The following is a 25,872-nucleotide window of genomic DNA, read 5'->3' as shown; positions in this document are numbered from 1 at the left end:
CGCGCGGTGGTCAGGAGACCTCCGCGCTCTTTTCGGGGGTCTGGGTGGCGAAGCCCCCGGCTCGGGGCAGAGCCCCGTTTGTCACAGCGCTCTTTTCGGGGGTCTGGGTGGCGAAGCCCCCGGCTCGGGGCGGAGCCCCGTTTGTCACAGCGCTCTTCTCTGGCTCGAGCTCGGCGTTCAGTTCGCCTTTGTGCGCCGGTTCGCCGTGGTCACGCTTGAACGGCGTCGGCCGCTTCGGCGGCTTGACCGGGGCGAACTTCTTGGTCGGCGCGTCCAGGTGGTCCGGGACGCTGACCTTGCCGGGTTCCGGCAGCGGCACAGGGGGCTTGGCCAGTGGGGGCGGGGCGACCGGCCGGACCGGCGCGATCCGCCGCGTCGGCGGCTCCGCGACCGCGACGCGCTCGGCGATGCGAGCGGCCAGTTCGTCGATGTGGTCCTGGTTCTCGACCACCGAGACGCGGTGCACCGCGGGTGCCTTGGCGCGGCCGCGCAGCGCCGTGTGCAGGCCGTCCCACAGCGTGCCGTCGGTCTTGTCGCGCGGGTCCGGGTCGACCAGCACCACGCCGACGATCGGGATCTGCTGGTCGGCGAGCTGGCGCGCCACGGTGTGCAGCCACAGCGTGTTCGCGTGCCCGGCCTTGACGACCAGCACGGTCTCCTGGCCGAGGTGCTCCAGGTCGGTCCACGCCGTGCCCGGGGACACCGAGCCGACGCCGATCCGGCGCTCCCCCGGCTTGGCGGCGGGCGCGGCGGCCGAGATCACGGTCACGTCGTGGGCTTCGCCGGCCAGCGTACTGACGGCGGCGCCCGGCAGATCGTCGATGACGCTCACCTCGCCGTCCGCCCCCAGCTCACGGGCGATGTCGACGGCCAGTGCCGCCGCGACCTGCGGTGCGCCGAGTTCCAGCAGCGAGACCTCGCGACGGTCCTTCTTGATCGCGCGGACCAGCGTCGTGGCGACGCGCTTGCGTTCGGTGACCGCCCGCGAGCGGGACCAGAGCCGCGCCGGGCCCCGGCGCTTCGACGCGAGCTGGGCGATGACGGAGGCGCCGAGGTGCGTGGAGATCTCGCGACGCAGCACCGGCCGGTCGCGCGAAACCGCGCCGACGGCGGCGAACGCGAGCCCCAGCACCAAGCCGAGCGCGAACCCGATCCCGGCGTTGGTCGCGGTGGTCTTGAGGAACGCCTTCGGCAGCGCGCGGGGCGTGTCGACGATCTGGGTGCCCGCGGCGACCTGCGGGCTGCCGATGCCGGCCTGCTGGGCGCGGGAGTCGAAGTCGGAGATCTGCGACGCGAGCGCCGCGCGGCGGCCGTAGAGGCCTTCAAGGGTGCTGGCGTTGGCGTTGCGGCCCTTGCCGGTCTCGTCGGCGATCTGCTCGTCGACCTTGGTCAGCTCGTCCTGGGCGTTCTTCCGCTGGTCGAGGATGGCCTTGGACTGCGCGGCCGCCGCGGCCTGGCTGCGCTGGACGTGGTCGGCGATGAACGTGTCGGCCAGCGCCTGCGCCTGCGCCACGGCCTCTTCGGTGGTCTTCGCCTTGACGGTGATCTGCATGACGTTGTTCGTCACAGGCAGCCCCGCGTAGTTCTTCATGAACTCTTCGGGCGACTCGGTGCTGTTGAGCTTCTTCAGCGCGCCTTCGGCGATCCGGGTCGTCGACAGCACGGCGACGTCGGTGCGCATCAGCGTGCCGCTGTCGGTCGGCGAGTCGTCCTGGTGGACCACGATCACCTTGGTGACCGCGGTCGGCGGCGCGGGCAGCACGATCGCCACCAGCGCCCCGGCGATCAGGCCGAGCAGCCCGGTGGCCAGCCAGAGCCGCTTGCGACGGCGGATCGCGACGAAGAGCCGCTGGAGGTCGAGCAGCGGGGCGGTTTCCGTGGGTGTGCTCACGCCGAACCTGCCAGGGCTTTCTCGGGGGCGTCTTCCGCCACGGGTTCGGCTTCCGGCTCGGACGGCCGGACGGGATGGGTGAGGACGGCGCCGACGATCTCCTGGCTTGCGTCGGCGCAGGCTTCGGCGAGCCGGACGAGCTCCCACGCGGTGCGGGAGCCGGCGCTGAGCACCACCAGGACACCGGCGTCGGGGCCGGCGTCCGGCACCGTCGGCCGGCCGGGCGCGAACTCGAAGATCCGCAGCGGCAAGGACAGCCGGTCGGCCAGCTCGGCGAGCTGCCCGGCGGCCAGCTTGCCGGTTTCGTCGTCGTCGGCCACCAGCAGCAGGACGTCGGCGGGGCCGGTGGCCAGCCGGGCCAGCACGCGGCGGTAGCGGATGTCGCGGTTGACCGCGTCGGCCGAGGTCGCGAAGGGCGGCAGCAGCCACGGCCGGTCGCCGCCGAGCAGCCGCCGCAGCTTGCCGTAGAGGCCGGTCGCCGGGAGGCGGTCGCCCTGCGGCGTCGTGACGTCGACGCCGGCCAGGATCGGCGAGCCGAGCGCCGAGGCGATCTCCGGTTCGCCCCGCAGCCGCCGGTCGGCGCGCGCGGCGAACAGGTGGCCGAACACGCCGATGAGGAAGAAGAGGACCGCGCCCCCGGCGGCGAGCTGCAGCAACGTCGGAGCGGCCGGCCCGGTCGGGCGCTCGGACGACCCCAGCACCACGGTGTTGCCGACGCCGGTCGCGAGGTCGGCCTGGTTCAGGTCGTTGATGGCCTGCTCCAGCGACGACCGCAGGCCTTCGAGCTGGGTGCGGACCTGGACGCTCTCCACGGTCAGGTCACCGCCGACCGCCTTGGCGATGTCGCTGATCTTCTCCGTGGTCAGCTTGACCTGCGTGCGCAGCGTCTCGCGCTGCTCCTGGGCCAGCTGCACCGACGCGTCCGCGGAGTTGCTGGCCAGCTGCCCGGAGTACTTGACGAACTGCTGCGCGACCTGGTCGGCGAGCTGCTGGGCGTGCTCGGCGGTGTCGGCCGAGACGGTGATCGTCACGACGTTGCCGTTCGTCACCGAAGTCGTGACCTGCTTCTTCAGGTCCGCGCCGCTCGGGCGCCAGGCCAGCACGGCCGCGGCGCGGTCGAGGACGACCGAGCTGGTCGCGACCTCGGCCTGGGTGAGCAGCTCGTCCGCCTGACGCGGTCCTTGCAGCAGCACGCTCGACGAGGTCTGGTAGCCGGGCGAGAACAGCGCCGACGCGCCGGCACCGACCGCCGCACCCAGCACGGCGAGGGCGACCAGCAGCCGCCAGCGCCTTCTGAGGACCTGCCCGATCAGGGCCAGGCGCACCGTGTCGTCAGTCAACGGCGGTATCTCCATTCCTGAGACGGGTACGCCGAACAGAGTCAGTCGATCGGCCGGTTACCCGATCCGTCGTCGAGCCGGAAGCTTTGGTTACACGTCCGGTGACTTCTTGACCTAACGGCGATCAAGACTTCACAGCGTGCTCATACGCGGCGAGAAGGTTCTTCGCCGAGTTCTCCCACGAGAGCGCGCCGGCCACCCTGGCCTGGCCGAGCTTGCCCATCCGGACCCGCTCTTCGGGGTCGTCGAGCAGCTGCGAGACGAGCTTCGCGAACGCCGACTCGTCGTTCGCCGGGGCGTAGACCGCCGCGTCGCCCGCCGACACCCGCGCTTCGCGCAGTTCGAACGAGACGATCGGCTTGCTCATCGCCATGTACTCCATGACCTTGTTCATCGTGGAGACGTCGTTGAGCGGGTTGAGCGGGTCCGGCGACAGGCAGACGTCGGCGGTGGAGAGGTAGCGGACCAGGTCCTCGTCGGGGATCCGGCCGGTGAATTCGACCTGGTTGGCCAGCCCGAGCTTGGCCGAGAGCGCGACCATCTCGTCGAAGGCGTCGCCGGAGCCGACGAACACCGCGTGCCAGTCGGTGCGCCCGATCTCGTCGCGCAGCTTCGCGAGCGCGCGCAGGGCGTAGTCGACGCCGTCCTGCGGGCCCATCACGCCGAGGTAGGCGAGCATGAAGGGCTTGCCCTTCTTCAGCTCGGGCTCGACGGGCACCTCGTGGAACCGCTCGACGACCGGGGCGCTGCGCACCACGAAGACGTCCTCGGGCTTCTTGCCGCCGCGGATCCGCGCGACCTGCTTGTAGCTCTCGTTCGTCGAAATCACGACGTCGGCGGCGCGGTAGGTGGCCCGTTCGAGCGCGCAGACCCCGCGGTACAGGAGGTCCTGCCCGCGGTCGAACCGCGAGAGGTACAGCTCGGGGCAGAGGTCGTGCTGGTCGAAGATGAACCGCGCGCCCTGGCGCTTCAGCACCTTCGCGACCAGGTACAGCAGGTCCGGCGGGTTGCACGCGTGCACGACGTCGACCGGCCCGATCTTGCGCGCCAGCCGCAGCGTGTGCCACAGCGCGGTGCCGTACTCCTGCAGGTAGCCGGCGGGCCCGCCGGTCGCCGCCTTCAGCGGGTACCGGTGGATGTGGACGCCGTCGACGACGGCTTCGGCCTCGGTGTCGCGCTTGGTGCCCTGCGGGCAGATCACGTGGACTTCCCAGCCGGCGTCGCGCAGGGTCGTGGACTCCTGCCAGACCCGCCGGTCGAAGGGAACGGACAGGTTTTCGACGAGGATGAGCGCTTTACCAGGCAAGGCCGGCGTATCCCTCTTCAAGGCGACGCGTCTCGGCGTCGGGCAGGCGGACGAGGTCGACGATCACGCGGTCGTGCGGCAGGGCCGCCAGCACGTCCGGGTCCTTGGTGCCGACGAGCAGGACGTCGGCGTGGTCCATGACTTCTTCGACGGACGCGGCGAGCAGCTGGCCGAGGTGCGGCAGCCGGCTCTCGATGTATTCGCGGTTGGCGCCCATCAGCCGCGACAGGCTGACGTTGGCGTCGTAGATCTTGAGGTCGAAGCCCTTGCCGAGCAGCTTCTCGGCCAGCTCGACCAGCGGGGACTCGCGCAGGTCGTCGGTGCCCGGCTTGAACGACAGCCCGAACAGCCCGACCTTGCGCTTGCCGGTGCGCGCGACGAGGTCGAACGCGCGCTGCAGGTGGTCGGCGTTGGACGCGAGCACGTGCGACAGGATCGGCACGCTGACGTCGGCGCGGTGCGCGGCGTAGACCAGCCCGCGCAGGTCCTTCGGCAGGCAGGAGCCACCGAACGCGAAGCCGGGCTTGAGGTAGGCCGGGCTGATGTTGAGCTTGGTGTCGGCGAGGAAGACGTCGATCACCTGGTGCGAGTCGAGGCCGAGCGCCCGGCAGACCGCGCCGAGCTCGTTCGCGAACCCGATTTTCAGACCGTGGAAGGAGTTGTCGGCGTACTTCGTCATCTCCGCCACCGGGATCGGCACGCGGAAGACGGGACCGGGCAGGCCTTCGTACAGCGCCGCGACGGCGTCGCCGCTGACCGCGTCGATCTCGCCGATCACGGTCTTCGGCGGGTCGAAGAAGTCGCGGACGCTGGTGCCCTCGCGCAGGAACTCGGGGTTCACCGCGACGCCGAAGTCGACGCCGGCCGTGCGGCCCGAAGCCTTCTCCAAGATCGGGACCAGCAGGTCCAGGCAGGTGCCGGGCAGCATCGTGCTGCGGAAGACGACGGTGTGCCGCTCGCTCTTGTTCGCGATCGCTTCGCCGATCTCCTCGGCGACGCGCTCGAGGAAGACGGTCGAGAGGCTGCCGTTCGGCGCCGACGGCGTGCCGACGCAAACCAGCGAAATCTCACTGTCCGCGACGGCTTCCGCGACGTCGGTCGTGGCTCTCAGCGCGCCACTCGCGACGACTTCGGCGGTCAGCTCGCCGATCCGCTCCTCGACCACCGGGGCCTTGCCCTGGGTGATGAGGTCGATCTTGACCGGGTTGACGTCCACGCCGACCACCCGGTGTCCTTGCCCCGCCAGGCACGCGGCGGAGACACAACCGACGTAACCGAGCCCGAAGACACTGATCTTCACGCCAAAACCTCCGCTTTTCCCACGCGACCCATGAGTTGGTCGGCGGGCCCCCCTGGATCGTTACCGTGGGGGCGGCGAACGGGGTAATGCGTGAGACGGCCGTCAGACGTAACGGTTTCCCGGTAAAAAGAAGGTCTCGGATGTGCATGTTGCAGTGGGTGGGCAACGCGGTCGGCGCGGTTCCGGTCAGCGGGTCCCGAACAGGCGTTTCCGTTCCGGCGCGTAGGTCCCCAGCACAGCAGCCGGGGCCGACCCCGTCAGATGCGGATCGGCCCCGGAACGCGTAATTCAGTTGTTGTTCACGAAGGTCGTGGCGAGGCTTTCGCCCTTGCTCGTCGCGGCGGAGTGGTTCTCGATCGGCGAGACCGTCGAGTTCTTGAAGCAGATGTACGTCACCCCGGAGTCGGTGCCGCCGTTGGACGGGTCGGGGTTGATCCCGAGGTCCTTCGCGGTGGCGTAGGAGGCTTCCCCGATGATCTGGCTCGGCCCGGTGTCGCCGATGACCGCGTACTCGACCTTGCCGTTGTAGATCACCGCGCAGGAGCCGCCGCCCTTCAGCTGCGACGACGAGTACTTCCAGATGCTGCTGGAGCTCGGCACGACGATGTAGGGCAGCTTCGCGGCGTTGAGCGGTTTGCCGTCGGACTGGTGGAACGCCGTGTCGTCCTGGTAGCAGCAGTCGGTGTCCTCGTTGCACTGCGTGGAGCGCTGGCCGTCGCAGTCGATGTCCATGTCGGCTTTCCAGAACACGGCGCCGTTGGCGTCGCAGACGGCGACGGTCTTGCTCGAGACGTCTTCGTCGGTCTTGTACTTGCCGTTGGATATCTGCTTGCAGCTGTTCGTCTTGGCGAGCAGCTGGGCCGCGGTCGGGGCGGCCGCGGTGGTGGCCGGCGCCGCGGCCGGGGCTTGCGCCGCTGACGCGAGGGCCGACGGCATCACGGCCGCGGCGAGCGCCATGGTCGCGAGCAGGATGAGTCTCCGCATTGGTGCTCCCTTTAGTTAGGAAACTTTCCTTACGGCGGCGAGGCGACCAGGATGCACCCGGGACGAAGGCGGGGACAAGACCTGACGGTGCGGGAATTTCCCATCATGCGTCCGGCCTTGACGAAAACGCTGCTCACCGGGAGGCGGCCCCCGAAATCGGTTTCGGCCCTGTGCCGATCACCGGGAAGACGCCTGCCCCGGCGAAAGCCGGCACGGCGTCAGCGAGCGGGGCGCCGGAACAGCCGGCTCACCCAGTTCCCGCCCCGCCGGCGCCCGGCGACGAGCACGTCGTCCAGCCATTCGCCGTCGACGTCGTGCCGGAGCTCCGTGCGCGCCTGCAGCCATCCGTCGTGGCTCGCCGCGCCGCCGTCGCTCGTGTACACCCGCGTCGCACCCGCCTGCCGCAGCCGGGCCAGCACCTGCCGGTCGTACGCACCGAACGGCAGCGAAAACCGGCACACCGGGCGGCCGCACAGAGCGCCGAGGAGCTTCGGCGCCTCCGTCAGCTCGCGACGGGCGTGGCGGTCGTCGAGGCGGCGCCAGTCGCGCGGCTCCCAGCCGTGCGAGCCGATCTCCATGCCCGCGCGCGCCAGCTCGCGCACGCCGGCGCGGTCGAGGTAGCCGCGCTGACCGAGGCGGCCGGCGAGCGGGAAGAACTCCGCCGTCAGCCCGCGGTCGACCAGCCGCGGCAGGGCGACCTCGACGTCGGACTCGTTGCCGTCGTCGAAGGTGAGGTGGACGTCGTCGCGCTCGGCGACGACCTCCAGCACCTGCTCGAACTGCTCGACCGTCACCCAGCGTTCGTCCTCGCCGGGGTCGAGCTGCCGAGCCGGCCGCCCGATCCCGTGCAGGGCGAGGTTCACCGTCACCGCTCCCACCGCCTGCCACCGCGAGTAGTCGATTTGTTACTTCGATTAATCGCCATGGCAAACGGGTGAGTTACAGGTTTTCCGGAAAATCAGCCCTTCCGGATTTCCAGCGTGCAGCACTTCGGGCCGCCGCCGGCTTTCCGCAGCTCAGAGATGTCGACGTACACCGGCTCGTACCCCCGATCGGCGAGGAGTTCACCCAACCGGGTGGCCTCGACGGGGAGGACGACATTGCGGCCATCGGACACGCCGTTGAGGCCGAAGCACTCGGCGTCTTCCCGCGTCGCGAGCACGGCGTCCGGGAAGAGCCGCTCCAGCACGCGGCGCGACCCGGCCGAGAACGCCTCCGGGTAGTAGACGATCTGCGCGCGTGTCGTGTCCGTCGCTTCGGCGAGCACGAACAGCGCCGTGTCGAGGTGGTAGTAGCGCGGGTCGATCAGGTGCAGCGAGACGACCGGGACACCGAGGACCTCCTGCGCCTCGGCGTGCGCGGCCGGGTCGGTGCGGAAGCCGGTGCCGGCCAGCAGCAGCGTGCCGGTCCAGGCGAAGTCGCCCTCGGCCTCGTTGATCTTCTCCGGCATGGTGATGTCGCGGTAGCCGTGCTCGACGAACCAGCGGCGGAAGTGCTCGGCCTCGGCGGCCCGCTGCGGCGCGCGGAACCGCGAGCCGAGGACGCGGCCGTCGACGACGGTGCCGGAGTTCGCGGCGAAGACCATGTCGGGCAGGCCGGGCTGGGGGTCGATCTCCTCGACGGTGTGGCCGAGGCGGCGGTAGGTGTCACGCAGCTCGGTCCACTGCGCGACGGCGACGTCGGCGCTGACCGGCTGGGTCGGGTCCATCCAGGGGTTGATCACGTAGTCCACCGCGAAGTGGCGCGGGGGGCACATCAGGTATCGACGGGTGGTCGGTACGCGCATCGCCTGCATGATTGCAGGGTAAGGCGCGCCTAAACTCGCAATCAATCGCTGTTCGCTGCGCATATCTGTGCTAAGTGTTGCGTGTGAACACCATCGACCAGCGAATCGTTTCGTGCCTCGTGGCCAACGCGCGCTCGAGCTACGCGGAGATCGGCAAAGTGGTCGGCCTGTCCGCCCCGGCGGTGAAGCGACGGGTCGACCGGCTGCTGGAGACGGGCATCCTGCGCGGGTTCACAGCGGTGGTCGACCCGGAGGCCTTGGGCTGGGGAACGGAGGCGTTCGTCGAGGTCACGTGCCAGGGCAACATCACCCCGGCCCGCATCCGCGCGCGGTTGGAGCCCTTGCCGGAGGTGGTGGCGGCGTACACGGTGTCGGGGGCAGCGGACGCGATCGTCCACCTGCGGGCGGCGGACATCCACCACCTGGAGACGGCACTGGAGCGGCTGCGCGGGCTGGAGATCGTGGACCGGACGGTGTCGACGGTGGTGCTTTCGCGGCTGCTCGAGAGGCCGCCGACGCCGGAGCAGTGAGGCCTCCGGCCCCCGTCTTCCAGCTTATCGGCGGGGACCGACGGTTTCGGCCGGGTGCGCGGAGTTGTCCACAGGCCCGGGGCAGCTGTGCACAGGTACCGGGCACTTGTCCACAGGGTCGGAGCGTCTGTGTACAGGTCCACGAGCCCCAGCCCGCGAGATCGCAAAACTGTCGGCCCCCGCCGATACGCTGGACACCGGGGGCCGGAGGCCCGCCCTCAGCTCCGGAGGGCCCCTCACGAGCGCCCGTCCGCAGCACCAGCGGCGCTTCACCCGGATGCGGCCGCCGCCCCGGCCGCCCGCCCGCGGGGAACGTCACCACCTGTCGGTCGACCGCAGCGCGCCGACGACGTCCGCCGGACAGCTCGGGCAGGTCCAGCGCCGCCAGGACCGTGCCCCTCACGCACCACCAATACCCTGGCCGGATGACCGACAGCATCGTCAGCGAGCACGCCGGCGGCATCGCGCTGCTGACCGTCGACGCCCCCGGCAGCCGCAACGCGCTCACCCTCGACCTCTCCGCCCAGCTCGCCGCCGCCGTCGAAGCCGCGGAACAGGACGAAGACGTCCACGCCGTCGTCGTCACCGGCACGCTGCCCGCGTTCTGCGCCGGGGCCGACCTGACCGCGCTCGGCAGCGCCGACGAAGCCGGCCTGCGTGCCATCTACGAGGGCTTCCTCGCCGTCGCGCGGTGCGCGCTGCCGACCATCGCCGCGGTCGGGGGCGCCGCCGTCGGGGCCGGGCTGAACCTCGCCCTCGCCGCCGACGTCCGCATCGCCGGGCCGCGCGCTAAGTTCGTCGCCCGGTTCCTCGAACTCGGGCTGCACCCCGGCGGCGGCATGACCTGGATGACGCAGCGGCTGGCCGGCCCGCAGCAGGCCGCGGCGATGACCTTGTTCGGGCAGCCGCTCGACGCCGAAGCCGCCGTACGCGCCGGGCTGGCACTCAAGGTGGTCGAAGGCGACCTCGTCGCCGCCGCGAAAGAGCTCGCCGCCCCGGCTGTCGCCGCGCCGCGCGAGGCGCTCCTGGCCACCAAGCGCAGCCTCCGGGCCACCGCCTCGCTGGCCGCGCACGCCGACGCCGTCGACGTCGAGATCGAGCCGCAGCTCGCGTCGCTGGCCTCGCCGGAGTTCGCCGAGCGGCTCGAGGCCCTGCGGGCGCGGATCCGGTCCCATTCCTGATCCCAGCACGTGGACACCCCTAGGCGAGACCCGAGTCACAGCGAGGACAGGGGTTTACCCGTTACCATCGGTCACACATATTTGTCGGACCAGCACAGAAGAAGCGGTAGCGCAGTAATGAGGTCGTTCCGGACGGCGGGAGTCTAGGAACATCGTGGTCGGACGCGAGCTAACCTCGTGGTAGGGCCTGGTGATCCGCCTGTCACGACACCGGGCAGGTGACCGATGGCCGCAACGTCGGGAGAGAGGGAATCCCTGACCCATGAGCACGAGTGCGAACGGCAACGGCGCTGGTCACGGCTCGCTCGCCGCGACCAGGCACACCGAGATCAGCAAGCTGGACCGGGTCGTGATCCGGTTCGCGGGCGACTCGGGTGACGGTATGCAGCTGACCGGCGACCGCTTCACCTCCGAGGCCGCCGCGTTCGGCAACGACCTGTCGACGATGCCGAACTTCCCCGCCGAGATCCGTGCCCCGCAGGGCACCATTCCCGGTGTATCGAGCTTCCAGGTCCACTTCGCCGACTACGACATCCTCACCCCCGGCGACCGCCCGGACGTGCTGGTCGCGATGAACCCGGCCGCGCTCAAGGCCAACCTCGGCGACGTCCCGCACGGCGGGACGATCATCCTCAACACCGACGACTTCATCAAGCGCAACCTGACGAAGGTCGGCTACGCGGCCGACCCGCTGGAAGACGACACGCTCGCGGCCTACCAGGTCCACCGGGTCGCCATGTCGACCCTGACCCAGGGCGCGCTCGCCGAGACCGGCCTCGGCAAGAAGGACGCCGAGCGCTGCAAGAACATGTTCGCGCTCGGCCTGCTGTCGTGGATGTACCACCGGCCCACCGACGGCACCGAGCAGTTCCTGCGCGAGAAGTTCGCCAAGAAGCCGGACATCGCCGAGGCCAACATCCTGGCCTTCCGGGCGGGGTGGAACTACGGCGAGACGACCGAGTCGTTCGCGACGACGTTCCAGGTCGCGCCGGCGAAGCTGAAGCAGGGCACCTACCGCCAGATCACCGGCAACACCGCGCTCGCCTACGGGCTCGTGGCCGCCGGGCAGCGCTCGGGCCTGCAGATCCTGCTCGGGACGTACCCGATCACGCCGGCGTCGGACATCCTCCACGAGCTGTCCAAGCACAAGAACTTCGGCATCATCACCTTCCAGGCCGAGGACGAGATCGCCGGCATCGGCGCCGCCCTCGGCGCGTCCTACGGCGGCGCACTCGGCGTCACCTCGACGTCCGGGCCGGGCGTCGCGCTGAAGTCGGAGGCCGTCGGCCTCGGCGTGATGGTGGAACTGCCGCTGGTCGTCATCGACGTCCAGCGCGGTGGCCCGTCCACCGGCCTGCCGACCAAGACCGAGCAGGCCGACCTGCTGCAGGCGATGTTCGGCCGCAACGGCGAGTCCCCGGTCCCGATCGTCGCGCCGCTGTCCCCCGCGGACTGCTTCGACGCGGCCGTCGAGGCCACCCGGATCGCGCTGAAGTACCGCACCCCGGTGCTGCTGCTCTCGGACGGCGCGATCGCCAACGGCTCCGAGCCGTGGCTGATCCCGGACGTCGAGACGCTGCCCGACCTGCACGTCGAGTTCGCGTCGGAACCCAACGCCGACAACGATTCCGGCGAGTTCTGGCCGTACGTGCGCGACCCCGAGACGCTCGCCCGCGCGTGGGCCGTCCCGGGCACGCCGGGGCTGCAGCACCGCATCGGCGGGCTGGAGAAGGCCGACAAGACCGGCCACATCTCCTACGACCCGGACAACCACGACAAGATGGTCCGGCTGCGGCAGGCGAAGATCGACGGCATCGACGTCCCCGACCTGGTCGTCGATGACCCGAGCGGCGGCAAGGCCCGCGTGCTCGCGCTGGGCTGGGGCAGCTCGTTCGGCCCGATCGGTGCGGCGTGCCGCCGGGTGCGCAAGCTCGGGATGCCGATCGCGCAGGCCCACCTGCGCCACCTCAACCCGCTGCCGGCCAACCTCGGCGACATCCTGCGCAGCTACGACAAGGTCGTCGTGCCGGAGATGAACCTGGGGCAGCTGTCGCTGCTGCTGCGCGCGAAGTACCTCGTGGACGTCCACTCGCACACGAAGGTCGCCGGGATGGCGTTCAAGGCCGAAGAGCTGCAGAACCTTTTCTCGGAGATCATCACCGGCGTTACTACGGAGGCGGCGAAATGACCGCGATCGACATCGGGCTCCCGGCCATCGGTGGCCTGGACCTCGTGCCCACCACCGAAGAGCCACAGAAGGCCAAGGACTACAAGTCCGATCAGGAAGTCCGCTGGTGCCCGGGGTGCGGCGACTACGTCGTGCTCAACGCGGTCCAGTCCTTCTTGCCCACGCTCGGCCTCAAGCGCGAGAACATCGTCTTCATCTCGGGCATCGGCTGCTCGTCGCGGTTCCCGTACTACCTCAACACGTACGGCATGCACTCGATCCACGGCCGCGCGCCGTCGATCGCGACCGGGCTCGCGACCACGCGCCCGGACCTGTCGGTGTGGGTCGTCACCGGTGACGGCGACGCGCTGTCCATCGGCGGTAACCACCTGATCCACGCGTTGCGGCGCAACGTGAACATCAAGATCCTGCTGTTCAACAACCGGATCTACGGGCTGACCAAGGGCCAGTACTCCCCGACGTCGGGCCAGGGCATGGTCACGAAGTCGACGCCGATGGGGTCGGTGGACACGCCGTTCAACCCGCTGTCGCTGGCGATCGGCGCGGAGGCGTCGTTCGTGGGCCGGGCGATGGACTCCGACCGCAAGGGCCTCACCGAGGTCCTGCAGGCGGCGGCGCAGCACCGCGGGTCGGCGCTGGTGGAGATCTACCAGAACTGCCCGATCTTCAACGACGGCGCGTTCGACGTCCTCAAGGACGCCGACGAAGCTGCCGCCCGGCTGATCCCGCTGCGGGCGGGCGAGCCGATCCGCTTCGGCCCCAACCAGGAGTTCGGCGTCAAGCGCGGCGACTGGGGCGGCCTGGACGTCGCGAAGGTCGCGGACATCGGCGAGGACAACGTCGTGGTGCACGACCCGTCGATCGTCGACACGTCGTACGCGTTCGCGCTGTCTCGCCTCGGCGACCAGAGCCTCAACCACGTCCCGACGGGCATCCTCCGCCAGGTCGAGCGCCCGACGTACGACGACGGCGCCCGCGCCCAGGTCGAGCAGGCCCGCGCGGCCCGCACGCCCGACCTGCAGGCCCTGCTGCGCGGCAAGGACACCTGGACGGTCGCGTAACCCGCTTTCGAGGTCCGTGAAGGCCTCCTTACCGGCTCAAGACGCCGGGAAGGGGGGCCTTCACGGCTTTCGGGGGTTGCCAGAGTTAGGACACGTGTCCTAAGTTTTGGGTCATGCGAACTTTCGTGTTCTTCGACGTCCGGACGTCCGATGTGGACGCCACCAAGCGGTTCTTCGCCGACCTGCTCGGCTGGGAATCCACCGGGCCTTTGTTCACCGCGGACGGAAAGCCGTGGGGCGGCCTCACCGGACTGGCCCCGGACGACGCTCGCGCGCCGCAGTGGCTGCCCTACGCGCCGGTGTCCGATGTGGACGCCGCCGCGGTGAAAACCGCGGAGCTGGGCGGAAAGGTCGTGCGGGAGCGCATCGATCTGCCCGTCGGATCGCTGGTCGTCGTCACCGATCCCGGCGGCGCGGCCATGGTCCTGTTCCAGGCGGCCTGAACGACGAAGGGCCGCCCGCGGGCGGCCCTTCCATCACCGAAATCAGCTGAGCGGCCGGAACCCGACCCGCTCGGCGTCCTCGGCGGTCCGGAACCACACCTCGGCCACCATCTTCGGGAACTGCGCCGATTCCTCGGTGCAGTAGCGCAACGCCGTCACGCTCGCCTTCACCTCGAACCCGTCACCCGGGCGCCCGCCACCGGGCCGCGGCATCGCCGAGCCGGGGCCGAACGGGCCGGGCGGGACCGCGTCGCCGGCCACCTGCCGCGCGGGCGGCGGCTCGGGGGCGGCCGGCGCCACCTGGTTCGGCTGCACCGACGGCTCGAACAGCGAGCCGCTGTGCGCGCCGGAGAGGTCGGTCTCGCGCCGCTCGACGGTGCGCATCGACGGCTCGATCGGTTGCGGCGCCTCGAATCCACCGCGCAGCGCCTCCCGCGGCTGCCGCTTCGGCAGCACCTGCGTCGCCTCGGCCGGGGTCTCCGGCGGCACGTCGAGCTGGCCGAGGGCCCCGGTGTCGTCACCGGCGAACGCGTACTGCCGCGCCTCCTCCGGCTCGGCTTCTTCGTCCTGCCCGACCTGGTCGCCGCCGACCGACAGGTAGCGCGTGCGCTCCATCGGCTCCTCGAACGCCGACCGCTCGGACGGCGGCTCGTGGTCGAACCAGTCCGGCGCCGGCGCGTGCGTCTCCTCCGCCGGGGGCCGGAACAGCGAACCGGCGGCGGGTTCCGGGTCGAGCTGCTGCTCGAGCCGCGAAAGCGCCGGCGTGGCGGGCTCGGGCTCGTCCTCGGGCGCCAGGTAGTCGCTCGCGGCGCTGCGGTACGGGTCGTCGTCCTCCGGCTCGGCGACCGGGGTCAGGAACTGCGTCTCCGAGGCGAGGTCTTCGGGCTCGGGCTGCGGCCGGAAGGCGTCGTCGGGGTCCGGGTGCGACCCCGGCGGCACCTGCGAGTCCAGCTCGGCGAAGTCCTCGTCGATGTCGTCGTGGACGTCGTCGCGGTTGAGCGGCGCCGGGGCGACCAGCGTGCCCGGGTACGACGTCTCCTGCCGCGACGGCGCCGGTTCGGGCCGCGGCTCGGGCCGCCGTTCCGGCCGGGCGAAGACCTCGGTGCCCGGCGTGGCCAGCCCCGCGGCGTTCGCCGGGGTGCGCGCGGCGTCGGCGTGGGCCTGCGCCAGCGAACTCTCCAGCTTGCGAACGCTCTTCCGGAGCGGCAGCACCAGCACCAGCCAGGTGAGGAGGACTCCGACGAAGAACGCGGCGAGGCTCCACAGCCAAACCTGTCCGAATATGGACATCTATCCCTGCCCCTGTTTAGTGCGTGCGCGCGACCAGGTAGTCGGCGACCGACTCGCACGCGTCCCGGGCGGGTGACGCGGGCAACGCCGCAAGCTCGGCTCGCGCGCGCTGAGCGTAGTCGGAAAGGGTGACGCGTGCGCGTTCGAGTCCACTACTCGCCCGCAGCAGCTCCAGGGCCTCCTGGACGACGGCGTCGTCGGCGATCGGCCCCGAAAGCAGCTCGGTGAGCCGCGGATCCGTGTCCGGGTCGGCCAGCGCGTACAGCATCGGCAACGTCCGGACGCCTTCGCGCAGGTCGGTGCCCTGGGCCTTGCCGAGCTCGTCGGACGGCGACGCGATGTCGATGATGTCGTCGGAGATCTGGAACGCCGTGCCGATGATGTCGCCGAACCGGCGCAGCGCCTGGATGTGCTCCTCGGCGGCGCCGGACATCATCCCGCCGAAGCGGCCGGCCGTCGCGATCAGCGAGCCGGTCTTCTGCGCGATCACGGTGAGGTAGTGCGCGACGGCGTCGTCACCCGGCCCGGGGCCGACGGTCTCGCGCATCTGGCCGGTGACCAGTTCGCCGAAGGTCTCGGCGATGATCCGTGCCGCGTCCGTGCCGAGGTCGGCGACGAGGCGCGAGGCGTGGGCGAAGAGGAAGTCGCCGGTGAGGATGGCGATGGTGTTGTCCCAGCGCGCGTTGACGCTCTCGGCGCCGCGCCGCATGTCCGCCTCGTCCATGACGTCGTCGTGGTAGAGCGTGGCGAGGTGCACCAGCTCGACCGCGGCGGCGGCGATCACGACGTGGTCGTCCTGCTTGGGGCCGAACTGCGAGGACAGCAGGGTGAACAGGGGACGGAAGCGCTTGCCCCCCGCCTCGACCAGGTGCAACGCGGCGTCGTTGACGGCCTGGACGTCGCTGCGGACGACCTCGCGAAGCAGCTTCTCGACGTCGGCCAGCCCGGTAGCGATCGCGCGCAGCAGGGTCTCGTCGGCGATCTGCAGGCCGACCGACGCGCGCAGGTCCTCGAGGGCGCCACCCGGCGCAGCGGGGAGGGATCCCGCCCCGGGGGCTGGGGAAGGCACAGACACGTCGGCTCCGCTCTACTCGTGCACCGGTCGGGTTATGCCTTGAGCGTAGTGGCTACCCCGCGCGGTCGTTTACCCGCTGTCCTGCGGAAACGGTGACGAACATGACACCTCAGCGGCGCTTGATCCGGATGTCGTCCATGCACGTCGAGCTGACGGTCAGGTCGCGGTGGGGATAGCCCTCCCGCTCCAGCAGTTCCATGGCCATCAGCTCGGCTTGGTCGTGGGCCCGCTGTGTGGCGTCGTCACCGGGAGCGACGTCGAGGGCGACCCGGAAGCTGAAGCCGCCGAGGTGGTGACTGTAGGTGAGCGTGCCGTCCGGGCTGAAGAGCTGCCCGCCGAGGTCGTCGCCGTGGCCGAGGGCGCTCAGCAGCTTCTCGCGAGTGGCCTGGGTGGGCCGGTCGAACTTGCCCCGGACGAGGACGCGGTAGGTCGGCATGCGCGCGAATATACAGAGCTGTATCCGGATACCGAAGGGATTATCCGACGGGTGGTTCATGATCCACGAAGGGGTGATCAGGGGTTTCGGGCGCAACGGACGTCCCGGGCGGGCGGATATTCAGCGCGAGGAAGAGCGTCGCTCTCCCCGGTCGGCAAGGAGGACGCGACATGCGCAACACCATCGCGAGGCGGGGTGCGCTCGCCGGAACACTGATCTTGGCCGGACTCGCCGTCACCGCGGCGCCGGCGCAGGCCGCACCACAACCGGGCGTGGCCCAGATCGGCTCGGCCGAGTTCACCAAGGGTGACGTGGCGATCAAGGTGCCGGTCCAGGGCAAGTGCTCGGTGGACGGCCCGACGAGCGCAACGGCCCAGAAGGTGACGAAGACGGGCATCACCTTCGGCGGCGGCGCCTCGTCGTGCACGACGACGGTGACGGACCCGGAGACGGACGCGACGACGACCAAGTCCACGGCGACGGGCAAGGACTTCGAGCTGTCGGCACTGGTGAGCGCGGGCGGGCCGCGGATCAAGCTGTCGACGTACACGGTGACCTGCACGGCGACGCACACGCAGACGAACGCGAACTGGGGCTACGGCGGCATGTCGGGCATCCCGAACCCGCCGAGCCCGGTCCCGGTGGGCTACACGGCGCCGCTCAAGAAGTCCAACGGCACGGTGCTGGCGAACGCGGTGTTCAACACCCAGAACCTCCCGGGCGACGGCAGCATCGGGTTGACGATGCTGCGGATCACCTTCCTCCCGGCGTCGGGCATCAGCGGCCAGGTGGTTTTGGGTCACACCTCCTGCTCACCGACCCCGTAAGAGGCACCGAGGGCCGCGGCCGAGGGGGCCGCGGCCCTCGTTCTGCGCCGGCTTTTGGGGTGTGGGAACCCTGGTAGTCTGTGCGCCGTCGGATACGCAGGGTGCCCGGGGCGGAGCACACTGCAAGCTAGGGGAGAGCTGATGACGACGGGGTTGAGTGATGCCTGAGGGTCCGGTTTACGACCCGGGGACCCGGCGAGCGCCTGCGCAGCCGGCCATTCCGGGGGCGGGGTCGTACGGGGGCGGGGCGAGCGGGTCGGGGTTTGAGTACGACGAGGCGGCGCTGCGTGAGTTGATGCACGAGTGGAACGACTTGGCGAACGAGTTTCGCAACGACCAACGACGCGCGGAACAGCTGGCGCAGACTAGAGCGCCGGGTCTGGAGTACGCGAGCGACAGCAACGCCGAGCAGATCCGGAATTCGGGTCGGGCGTTGCTGGATACACTCGGCGAGCGCGAACGCTACTGCCGGACGATGGCGAAGAAGTTCGAGACCGCCCTGGGTAAGTACAAAGACGCTGAGGCGACTCACGAGTCAGAGATCAATCAGACTGGAGGCACGCTTTGATGCGTCGAACCCTCACCTTGACTTGCGCATCGTTCCTGGTCCTCGCGGGTTGCAGCAGTAACACTAATGGGACTGCGTCGCCCTCCCCGAGCCTCCCAAGTCAGTCGCTTTCGCCCTCGCAGTCCTCGGAGGCGGTACCGGGCGCCGGAGCACCGAAGGTCGAAACTCCGCTCGACATCAGCCACTTCCAGCGATTTCCGTGCGACTCGTTGACCACGGCGCAGAGCCACGAGCTCCTCGGCTCCGAAGTGGATGCCAAGCCCGTGGTGGATGACCAGGCTGGCCCGACCTGCAACTGGGATGTTCCCGCTGTTTCTCAGGCTGGCGTTGGTGTGACGTACTTCAAGGCTACCAACCTCGGACTAACCGGTATCTACCAATCAAAAGATTCCGTTTATCCATTCTTCCTACCGCTTGAGCCTATCGACGGCTACCCAACCGTGGCTTTTGGCATGGTCGACGAGCGCAACAGCAAGGGTCGTTGCACACTTGCCCTGGGCACGAGCGACACTCAGCAGGTTGATATCTCTGTCGCGTTGTCAGAGACTAATATTCAGAAGAAAGACCCATGCGCAGCCGCACATGACGTAGCCGCGAAAGTACTGGACAACCTTCGGAAGGCGAATTGATGGCCACCGAAGGACCTCTGACGGCGGCGCAGATCTACGAACAGATCACAGGTGGCGAAGGCACCGGTTCACTGGCCGATGCACACGACGGCGCCAATCAGTTGACTGCTCGGATGGTTGAGCGGGCTCAGCGGATCAGCGCTCTTCGCGCCAAGACCATGTCCGGGTGGCAAGGGGCTGCCGGGAACTCTGCTGCTGACGCCACCCTCCCCCTTGTTCAAGCCGCTGCTGATGATGCTGTTCATCTCAAGACTGCCCAGACCGCTGTCGGTGCTCAGATGGATGCCTTCGGGACCGCCAAGAACTCCGTCAAACCCGTTGCTCCGCAGCCTCCCGATGTCACCATCGACGATGTTCTTCATGCCATGAACGGCGACGGAACCGGGCCCTACAAGACCAAGGTCGCCGGCTGGCAGGCTGACAGCCAGGCCAATATCGACGCCTTCAGTGCCTATCACTCTGCCAGTGGCACCAATGGTCAGCAGATGCCCGCCCAGTACGCGCAGCTCGCCGACTCCGGTGCGCCCATCGGCATGGCGACGCCCGGGCACGGCACCGACAGCAAGACCACCACGAAGGTCGGCCCCACCGATACCGGTGAGTGGGCTCGGAAACCGCGGCAGCCGCAAGTTCCCGCGCAGCAGACACGGCAGAACGTCCAACCCGGACAGAACCAAGTTCAAAGCCAGTACCAGAACCAAAACCAGAACCAAACCCAAAGCCAGTTCCAGAGCCAGGTTCAGCAGCCCGGAACGAATAACCTCGACAACACCCACGCCAACAGCTACGTCCCCACGCCCGTCGCGCCTCCCGCTGCTCAGGGTGGGTATCAGTTCGGGCCTACCGGGCAGACTGGTGGCAACTTCAGCGGGAACAACGCCTACGCCCCCTTCGGGCCCGGCACCGGTGGCTACGGAACCCCCACCGGAACCGGCGGATACGGAAGCGGAACGAACACCGGAACCGGCACCGGGTACCGACCAGGCACCAACCCAGGAACAGGAACAGGGACAGGGACAGGCACCCGAACTCCCGGCCCAAGCACCGGCGCCCGCCTCCCCGAAGAACGACTCCCCAACGGCGCGACGACCCGAGGCACCCCCGGCGCCCGCGGTGCCAACGGCATGCCCATGGGCTCCCCCGCAGGCGGACGCGGAGGCAAAGAAGAAGACAAAGAAAAGAAATCCGCGCCCTACCTGCGCAATCCCGACCCGGACGAAACCTTCGGCGGGTTCACCGAAAAGCCGATGCCTCCGGTGATCGGCGAGAACCGGCCCAAGAACTAGACCCATGCTCAACGCCGAACTCACCCTGACCACCCTGCTCACCGCCCTGCGCAACGTCGGCGGCGGCGACCCGCACCCGATCTTCGCCCAGGGACTCAGGTACATCCCGCCCTCAGCGAAGACCACCGTCAACCGCGAAGCCTTCGAGGAACTCAGCCGCTACGGCTTCACCCAAGGCGATGGCTTCACGCCCGAGTTCGAAGACGTCCTGCACCTCATCGACCGCCCGGCGAACGAGTTCTCCGCCTACGCGCGCGACACCGAGCGCCAGATCGGCATCCTCGTCGTGGCCCGCAACCGCACCGTCGTCAGCGTTGTCTGCCAGGGCGAAACCGTCGAGCTCACCGGCGTCTCCCCCGACACCCACCCCGCCGACGCCCTCGTCACCAACCTGCCGCCGTACCAGCCCGCGCCGATCAAGCCCTTCTCGCTTCCCCAGGACGAATTCAAGGCCCAGGAAGAAAGCGACATCTTCGACGACGCCCCCGCGCGGAGCCGGGAAGCGCAGGAGCTCGACGCCATCTTCCGGCAACCCCACTTCGGCGTCGGACAGCTCTACGCCGGGGACACGACCGTCAACTACCTGGACCTCGACGCAGGGCGCGTCGGGATCGCGCTCGCCGACGGCTACATCAGCGTCCTGCCCGGCGATCCGAAACAACTGAGCCACAAACTGAAGGCCGCCACCCCCGAATAAAGGGAGTGGCGGCCTGAAGAACCCAACTCAGGAAGCGAAACCGCCCGCGCCGGCCCAGCTCAGGGCGAAGGCCGGGACCAGGCCGAGGATCAGCGTCACCGCCGTGCCCAGGAAGATCGCCGTTCCCGTGCCGAAGCCCGGGATCGTCACCGTCGGGCCGTCGGCCGCCGGCTCGGAGAAGTACATCAGCACGATCACCCGCAGGTAGAAGAACGCCGCCACCGCGCTGAACACCAGGGCCACCACCACCAGCGGGGCCATTCCGTCCGACAGCGCCGCCGAGAACACCACGAACTTGCCCACGAACCCGGACGTCAACGGGATCCCCGCCAACGCCAGCAGCAAGAACGTGAAGACCCCGGCCACCAGCGGCGACCGCTTCGCCAAGCCGGCCCACGCCGAGAGGTGCGTTGCCTCGCCCGAAGAGTCCCGCACCAGGCTGATCACGCCGAACGCCGCCAGCGTCGTGAAGCCGTACGCCAGCAGGTAGAACAGCGTGCTCGACAAGCCGTCGCGGGTCATCGCGATCGCGCCCACCAGCAGGAAGCCCGCGTGCGCGATCGACGAGTACGCCACCATGCGCTTGACGTCCGTCTGGGTCAGGCCCAGCACCGCGCCGATCACCATCGAGATGATCGCGACGCCCCACAGGACGCCGCGCCACTCCCAGCTGGTCGAGCCGAACGCCACCGACAGCACGCGCAGGATCCCGCCGAACGCCGCGACCTTCGTGCACGCCGCCATGAACGCCGTCACCGGCGTCGGCGCGCCCTGGTACACGTCCGGGGTCCACGTGTGGAACGGGCCGACCGACCCCTTGAACAGCAGGCCCACCACCAGCAGGCCGAGGCCCGCGAACAGCAGCGTGTCCGAGCGGTCCGAACCGGCCGCCGCCGCCGCGATGTCGCCCAGCTTCACGGAGTTCGCGTAGCCGTACAGCAGCGCGAGTCCATAAAGGAAGAACGCCGAGGAGAACGCGCCGAGCAGGAAGTACTTGACCGCCGCCTCCTGCGACAGCAGCCGACGGCGCCGGGCCAGGCCGCACATCAGGTACAGCGGCAGGGAAAGCACTTCCAGCGCGATGAACATCGTCAGCAGGTCGTTCGACGCGCAGAACGCCATCATGCCACCGAGGGCGAACAGCGTCAGCGGGAACACCTCGGTCTGCATGACCGTCGCCGTCTGGGCGCGGTCCTGGACCGTGCCCGGGCGGATGCCGGCCTGCGCGACCAGCGCGCCGCCCGGCTCGACCACGCGGTCGGAGATCAGCAGCACCGCGCCGACCGCCAGCGCCAGCAGCGTGCCCCAGAGGAACAGCGCCGGCTTGTCGATCGAGATCGCGCCGCTGAACGTCTTCACGCCGCCCGCGGGCGCGTCGCCCGTGGCGTAGATGAACAGGCTGACGCCGGCCGCGACGATCGCCGCCAGGCTCAGCCCGACCTGCAGGCCGAAGCGTGAGCGCTTCGCGGCGAACGCCTCGACCAGGACGCTGACGCACGCCGCGCCGAAGACGATCAGCATCGGCAGGACCGCCGGGTAGTCCACCGACGGCACCTGCACCGGCGGCTCCGGTGCCTGGGTCAGGAGGATGTCGAGCACGGTTACTTGCCTCCCTGGACCGCGGACAGCGTCTGCTGCACCGTCGGGGTGACTGTGTCGAGCACCGGCTTCGGGTAGAAGCCGAGGAAGAGGACCAGGACGACCAGCGGCGCCACGATCGCGATCTCGCGGCCGCTCAGGTCCGTGATGGCCTTCTTGGCGCCGAGTTCAGGCGCCATCGCCGTGCCCGGCCCGCCGCCGACGCCGATCAGGGCGTCACCACGGACCGGCCCCTGCATGACGCGCTGGTAGAGCCAAAGCACGTACGCCGCGGCCAGGACCATGCCCACCGTGGCGAGGATCGTGTACACCGGCTGGTCCACGAACGCCCCGATCAGCACCAGGAACTCGGAGACGAACGAGTTGGTGCCCGGCAGGGACAACGTGGACAGCCCGGCGAGCAGGAACAGGCCCGCCAGCAACGGCGTCACCTTGGCCATGCCGCCGTAGTCCGAAATGCGGGACGACCCGCCGCGCGCGATCACCAGGCCGATCACCACGATCAGCATGCCGGTCGCGATGCTGTGGTTCAGCATGTACGTCGCCGAGCCGACCATCGCCTGCTCGTTGAACGCGAAGATGCCGAGCGAGATGAAGCCGAAGTGCGCGATGGACACGTAAGCGATGAACCGCTTCATGTCCCGCTGGCCCGCCGCGAGGATCGATCCATAAAGGACGCCGATCACCGAAAGCACCAGCACCAGCGGCGCCAGTGCCTTGCTCGCGTCGGGGAACATCGGCAGGCAGTAGCGCAGGAACCCGAACGTGCCGACCTTGTCCAGCACGCCGACCAGCAGGACGGCGACGCCGATCGGCGCCTCCCCCGCCGCGTCCGGCAGCCAGGTGTGGAACGGCACCAGCGGCGCCTTGATCGCGAACGCCAGGAAGAACCCGAGGAACAGCCAGATCTGCGTGGACAGCGGCGCGTCGCGGACGACCGTGACGAGCGTGGCCCAGTCGAAGGTGCCGTGCCCGAGCTTGTCCTTCGCCAGCGAGTACGCGCCGATCGCCGACGCCAGCATGATCAGGCCGCCAAGGAACGAGTAGAGGAAGAACTTCACCGCCGCGTACTGCCGGTTCCCGCCGCCGTAGCCGCCGATCAGGAAGTACATCGGGATCAGCATGATCTCGAACAGCACGTAGAACAGGAAGACGTCGGTCGCGGCGAAGACGCCGATCGTGAGCGCTTCCTGCAGCAGGATCAGCGAGAGGAACCCGCCCGCGCTGCGGCCCGGCGGCAGCTTGTCCAGCGTGCCGAGCCCGCCGACGACGATCGGCACCAGCAGCGCGATCACCGCGATCATGATCAGCGAGATGCCGTCGGTGCCGAACGCGATGTGCACGCCGAAGCTGGGGATCCAGTCGAAGCTCGACGTCTGCTGCAGCCGCGCGCCCGACGGCGAGTAGCTCGCCCAGAACGGGATCACGAGCACGAGCTCGAGGATCGAGAACCCCAGCGCGGCCAGCACCGCGGCGCGGTCGTTCCCCTTGAGGAACGCCAGCACCAGGGAACCGGCGAGCGGCACCAGGATGAGGATGAGCAACCAGGTCATCAGGAGAACCTCACCAGCAGGAGAGCCGCCAGAAGCAGGAACGCGCCGCCCAGCATCGAGAGCGCGTAGGACCGGACGAACCCGGTCTGGAGCCGCCTCAGCCGGCCGGAGCCGCCGCCGAGGGAGGCGGCCAGACCGTTGACCGCGCCGTCGACGCCGCGGTTGTCGACGAACACCAGCGCCCGCGAGAGCCAGGTGCCCGGGCGGGCGACCAGCGTCTCGTTGAGGGCGTTGCCGTAGAGGTCCTTGCGCGCGGCGCGGGTGACGAACGAGACCCGCTCGGGCCGCTCGACCGGGACGTCACGGCGGAAGATCAGGTACGCGATCAGCACGCCCAGCACCGAGAACACGATCGCGGCAACCGAGATCACCCAGGCGTCGAACGGCGCGTGGTGCGCTTCCTCCAGCTCGCCGACCGAGGGGGTCAGCCACTCGGCGAAGCGGTCACCGAGGGCGAAGAACGCGCCGGCGCCGACCGAGCCGACCGCCAGCACCGCCATCGGGATCCACATGATCGCCTTGGACTCGTGCGGGTGGAAGTCGCGGCCGTCGGTGCTCTTGATGTCCTTCCAGCGCTCCTTGCCGAAGAACGTCATCACCATCAGGCGCGTCATGTAGAACGCGGTGAGCCCGGCCCCCAGCAGCGCGGCGCCGCCCATCACCCAGCCGCGCCAGCCGCCCTGGCCGAACGCCGCTTCGATGATCGCGTCCTTGGTGAAGAAGCCCGACAGCGGCGGGATGCCGATCAGGGCCAGGTAGCCGAGGCCGAACGTGATGAAGGTGATCGGCATCTTCTTGCGCAGGCCGCCGAACTTCCGCATGTCGACCTCGTCGTTCATGCCGTGCATGACCGACCCGGCCCCGAGGAAGAGCCCGGCCTTGAAGAAGCCGTGCGCGACCAGGTGCATGATGCCGAGCGCGTACGCGATGGGCCCGAGCCCGACCGCCAGCATCATGTAGCCGATCTGGCTGACCGTGGAGTACGCGAGGACCTTCTTGATGTCGTCGTACGCGCAGCCGATGATGCACCCGAGCAGCAGCGTCACCGTGCCGACGAGCGTGACGATCAGCCTGCCGTCCTCGGTGGCGTTGAAGATGTCCTTCGAGCGGGCCACCAGGTAGACACCCGCGGTCACCATCGTCGCCGCGTGGATGAGGGCCGACACCGGGGTCGGGCCCTCCATCGCGTCCGGGAGCCAGGCCTGCAGCGGGAACTGGCCGGACTTACCGCAGGCACCGAGCAGGAGCAGGATCGCCATCGCGGTGATCGCGCCCGGCGAGAACTTGCCGTCGCCGACCGCCTGGAACACCTGCGCGTAGCCGGTCGAGCCCGCGTACTTGAACATGATGAAGATCGCCAGCGCGAGCCCGACGTCACCGACGCGGTTCATCAGGAACGCCTTCTTCGCCGCGGTCGCGGCGGACGGGCGGCCCTGGTACCAGCCGATGAGCAGGTAGGACGCGAGACCCACGCCCTCCCAGCCGAGGTACAGCGTCACGAAGCTGTTGCCCAGCACCAGGATCAGCATCGACGCGACGAAGAGGTTCAGGTACGCGAAGAAGCGGTACCGGCCCTCGTCGTCGGCCATGTAGCCGATCGAGTAGTAGTGGATCAGCATGCCGACGCCGGTGATGAGCAGCACGAACGTCAGCGACAGCGCGTCGATCCGCAGCCCGAAGTCCACCTGCAGCTGGCCGACGGGGATCCACGAGTACACCTTGGTGTCGGTCGTGGTACCGGTGTCGGCGGTGAAGAACAGGATCAGGCCGTAGACGAAGGCCAGCGTGACGGTGGCACAGCCGAGCAGATGCCCCCACGCCTTCGCGCGCTTACCCGCCAGAAGCAGGATCAAGGCGCCGAGAGCCGGAAGGGCCACCAGCAGCCACGATGATGCGGTCACT

The 25,872-nt window shown here is 69.4% G+C and carries 23 protein-coding genes; 10 read left to right on the top strand and 13 right to left on the bottom strand.

Annotated features, from left to right (window positions below; all coding sequences use genetic code 11):
- Window positions 1-10 precede the first annotated feature (10 nt).
- The 7 genes from AB0M83_RS08140 to ddaH form a co-directional block, all read right to left on the bottom strand.
- On the bottom strand, window positions 11-1,891 hold the full coding sequence (locus AB0M83_RS08140) for a Wzz/FepE/Etk N-terminal domain-containing protein (RefSeq protein ID WP_364514271.1): 1,881 nt from the start codon (window positions 1,889-1,891) through the stop codon (window positions 11-13).
- Window positions 1,888-3,246, bottom strand: coding sequence for an exopolysaccharide biosynthesis protein (locus tag AB0M83_RS08135; protein WP_364514268.1), 1,359 nt, complete (start codon window positions 3,244-3,246; stop codon window positions 1,888-1,890). The genes AB0M83_RS08140 and AB0M83_RS08135 overlap by 4 nt, the downstream gene beginning before the upstream one ends.
- Window positions 3,247-3,355: 109 nt before the next feature.
- Window positions 3,356-4,537, bottom strand: coding sequence for a glycosyltransferase family 4 protein (locus AB0M83_RS08130; RefSeq protein ID WP_364514265.1), 1,182 nt, complete (start codon window positions 4,535-4,537; stop codon window positions 3,356-3,358).
- The gene (locus tag AB0M83_RS08125) at window positions 4,527-5,837 is read right to left on the bottom strand and encodes a nucleotide sugar dehydrogenase (protein ID WP_364514262.1); all 1,311 of its coding nucleotides are present in this window, start codon (window positions 5,835-5,837) and stop codon (window positions 4,527-4,529) included. The genes AB0M83_RS08130 and AB0M83_RS08125 overlap by 11 nt, the downstream gene beginning before the upstream one ends.
- 288 nt (window positions 5,838-6,125) lie before the next feature.
- A complete protein-coding gene (locus tag AB0M83_RS08120) occupies window positions 6,126-6,821 on the bottom strand; it encodes a glycoside hydrolase family 75 protein (protein WP_364514260.1) in 696 nt (231 codons plus the stop codon).
- A gap of 218 nt (window positions 6,822-7,039) precedes the next feature.
- Window positions 7,040-7,699, bottom strand: coding sequence for a polysaccharide deacetylase family protein (locus tag AB0M83_RS08115; RefSeq protein WP_364514257.1), 660 nt, complete (start codon window positions 7,697-7,699; stop codon window positions 7,040-7,042).
- Between the two features lie 80 nt (window positions 7,700-7,779).
- Complete coding sequence (gene ddaH, locus AB0M83_RS08110) at window positions 7,780-8,616, bottom strand: dimethylargininase (RefSeq protein ID WP_364514255.1); 837 nt, start codon at window positions 8,614-8,616, stop codon at window positions 7,780-7,782.
- A gap of 74 nt (window positions 8,617-8,690) precedes the next feature.
- Here ddaH and AB0M83_RS08105 point away from each other — a divergent pair, with 74 nt between their 5' ends.
- From AB0M83_RS08105 to AB0M83_RS08085, 5 genes are all read left to right on the top strand, one after another.
- Entirely contained in the window at window positions 8,691-9,137 is a 447-nt protein-coding gene (locus tag AB0M83_RS08105; RefSeq protein WP_033261465.1) for an Lrp/AsnC family transcriptional regulator, read from the top strand.
- Between the two features lie 425 nt (window positions 9,138-9,562).
- Window positions 9,563-10,318: an enoyl-CoA hydratase gene (locus tag AB0M83_RS08100; RefSeq protein WP_364514253.1), complete on the top strand. Its 756-nt coding sequence runs from the start codon at window positions 9,563-9,565 to the stop codon at window positions 10,316-10,318.
- Window positions 10,319-10,580: 262 nt separating this feature from the next.
- Window positions 10,581-12,506, top strand: coding sequence for a 2-oxoacid:acceptor oxidoreductase subunit alpha (locus AB0M83_RS08095; RefSeq protein ID WP_364514251.1), 1,926 nt, complete (start codon window positions 10,581-10,583; stop codon window positions 12,504-12,506).
- The gene (locus AB0M83_RS08090) at window positions 12,503-13,567 is read left to right on the top strand and encodes a 2-oxoacid:ferredoxin oxidoreductase subunit beta (RefSeq protein ID WP_364514248.1); all 1,065 of its coding nucleotides are present in this window, start codon (window positions 12,503-12,505) and stop codon (window positions 13,565-13,567) included. Before AB0M83_RS08095 ends, AB0M83_RS08090 begins: the two co-directional genes overlap by 4 nt.
- Window positions 13,568-13,680: 113 nt before the next feature.
- Window positions 13,681-14,010, top strand: a complete 330-nt coding sequence (locus AB0M83_RS08085) for a VOC family protein (protein WP_364514246.1) — start codon at window positions 13,681-13,683, stop codon at window positions 14,008-14,010.
- A gap of 42 nt (window positions 14,011-14,052) precedes the next feature.
- Here AB0M83_RS08085 and AB0M83_RS08080 read toward each other — a convergent pair whose 3' ends face one another.
- The 3 genes from AB0M83_RS08080 to AB0M83_RS08070 form a co-directional block, all read right to left on the bottom strand.
- Complete coding sequence (locus AB0M83_RS08080) at window positions 14,053-15,300, bottom strand: hypothetical protein (RefSeq protein WP_364514243.1); 1,248 nt, start codon at window positions 15,298-15,300, stop codon at window positions 14,053-14,055.
- Between the two features lie 16 nt (window positions 15,301-15,316).
- A complete protein-coding gene (locus tag AB0M83_RS08075; RefSeq protein WP_364514567.1) occupies window positions 15,317-16,369 on the bottom strand; it encodes a polyprenyl synthetase family protein in 1,053 nt (350 codons plus the stop codon).
- 115 nt (window positions 16,370-16,484) lie between these two features.
- Entirely contained in the window at window positions 16,485-16,811 is a 327-nt protein-coding gene (locus AB0M83_RS08070; RefSeq protein ID WP_364514240.1) for a DUF6204 family protein, read from the bottom strand.
- Between the two features lie 170 nt (window positions 16,812-16,981).
- On the opposite strand from AB0M83_RS08070, the gene AB0M83_RS08065 reads away from it, so the two are divergent.
- The 5 genes from AB0M83_RS08065 (at window position 16,982) to AB0M83_RS08045 (ending at window position 20,818) form a co-directional block, all read left to right on the top strand.
- The gene (locus AB0M83_RS08065) at window positions 16,982-17,638 is read left to right on the top strand and encodes a hypothetical protein (RefSeq protein ID WP_364514237.1); all 657 of its coding nucleotides are present in this window, start codon (window positions 16,982-16,984) and stop codon (window positions 17,636-17,638) included.
- A 160-nt stretch (window positions 17,639-17,798) separates the two neighbouring features.
- Window positions 17,799-18,206 carry a hypothetical protein gene (locus tag AB0M83_RS08060; protein WP_364514234.1) on the top strand — a complete coding sequence of 136 codons (408 nt, stop codon included), beginning with the start codon at window positions 17,799-17,801 and terminating at the stop codon, window positions 18,204-18,206.
- On the top strand, window positions 18,206-18,835 hold the full coding sequence (locus AB0M83_RS08055) for a DUF3558 domain-containing protein (RefSeq protein WP_364514231.1): 630 nt from the start codon (window positions 18,206-18,208) through the stop codon (window positions 18,833-18,835). Before AB0M83_RS08060 ends, AB0M83_RS08055 begins: the two co-directional genes overlap by 1 nt.
- Window positions 18,835-20,121, top strand: a complete 1,287-nt coding sequence (locus tag AB0M83_RS08050) for a hypothetical protein (protein WP_364514228.1) — start codon at window positions 18,835-18,837, stop codon at window positions 20,119-20,121. The genes AB0M83_RS08055 and AB0M83_RS08050 overlap by 1 nt, the downstream gene beginning before the upstream one ends.
- 4 nt (window positions 20,122-20,125) lie before the next feature.
- A complete protein-coding gene (locus tag AB0M83_RS08045; RefSeq protein WP_364514225.1) occupies window positions 20,126-20,818 on the top strand; it encodes an ESX secretion-associated protein EspG in 693 nt (230 codons plus the stop codon).
- Between the two features lie 27 nt (window positions 20,819-20,845).
- Here AB0M83_RS08045 and nuoN read toward each other — a convergent pair whose 3' ends face one another.
- The 3 genes from nuoN to nuoL are packed head-to-tail and all read right to left on the bottom strand — an operon-like array spanning window position 20,846 to window position 25,871.
- Window positions 20,846-22,417 (bottom strand): NADH-quinone oxidoreductase subunit NuoN, encoded by a 1,572-nt coding sequence (gene nuoN, locus AB0M83_RS08040; RefSeq protein WP_364514222.1) that lies wholly within the window; start codon window positions 22,415-22,417, stop codon window positions 20,846-20,848.
- Window positions 22,418-22,419: 2 nt separating this feature from the next.
- Window positions 22,420-23,970, bottom strand: coding sequence for an NADH-quinone oxidoreductase subunit M (locus AB0M83_RS08035; RefSeq protein WP_364514219.1), 1,551 nt, complete (start codon window positions 23,968-23,970; stop codon window positions 22,420-22,422).
- Window positions 23,970-25,871, bottom strand: a complete 1,902-nt coding sequence (gene nuoL / locus AB0M83_RS08030; RefSeq protein WP_364514217.1) for an NADH-quinone oxidoreductase subunit L — start codon at window positions 25,869-25,871, stop codon at window positions 23,970-23,972. The genes AB0M83_RS08035 and nuoL overlap by 1 nt, the downstream gene beginning before the upstream one ends.
- Window position 25,872 lies beyond the last annotated feature (1 nt).

Source organism: Amycolatopsis sp. NPDC051106 (assembly GCF_040682775.1).
GTDB lineage: Bacteria > Actinomycetota > Actinomycetes > Mycobacteriales > Pseudonocardiaceae > Amycolatopsis.
This window is presented reverse-complemented; position numbering and strand designations above follow the sequence as displayed.